Origin of the sequence: Gordonia sp. 852002-51296_SCH5728562-b (assembly GCF_001665475.1) — a bacterium.
GTDB lineage: Bacteria > Actinomycetota > Actinomycetes > Mycobacteriales > Mycobacteriaceae > Gordonia > Gordonia sputi.
Map to the genome: position 1 here is coordinate 1 of NZ_LZMI01000039.1, position 594 is coordinate 594.

Here is a 594-nt window from a genome sequence, read left to right on the forward strand (position 1 = left end):
CAAACACCCGCGGCACGGGTTCCGGCGAGCGTGGGCGCACCTGCGCTTCGACGACGGCATCGAGATCAACAAGAAGAGGGTGCATCGACTGTGGAAGGAGGAGGGCCTGCAAGTGCGGCGTGCTCCGCGGCGCAAACGGGTCGGCCAATCGTCGGTGCCGGTCGTGGTCGCGGACGCACCGAAAGTGGTGTGGGCGTTGGACTTTCAGTTCGATTCCTCTGTCGACGGTAAGACGATAAAGATCGCGTCGATGGTGGACGAGCACACCCGCATGTCGTTGCTGAACATCGTGGACCGCTCGATTCCGGCTGAGCGGTTGATCGAGGAGTTGGAGAAGACGTTCGCGATCTGGGGTGGCCCGCCGATGGTGCTGCGCATGGACAACGGCCCTGAGTTCATCTCAGAAGCCCTGCAGGCGTTCTGTGCAGGGTCGGTGGGGATCTCCTACATTCCGCCCGGCACGCCGTGGAACAACGGGTTCATCGAGTCGTTCAACAACCGGTTGCGCGACGAGTGTTTGAACCGCAACTGCTGGCCCACCCTGTTGGAGGCCCGTGTGGTCATCGGCGACTTCAAGGCCGACCACAACCACCG

Annotated in this window: 1 protein-coding gene; it reads left to right on the forward strand. The window is 62.6% G+C overall.

What is annotated here, in order from left to right; translation table 11 throughout:
* On the forward strand, window positions 1–594 hold a 594-nt coding region (locus A5766_RS25515), incomplete at both ends, for an integrase core domain-containing protein (protein ID WP_064904079.1).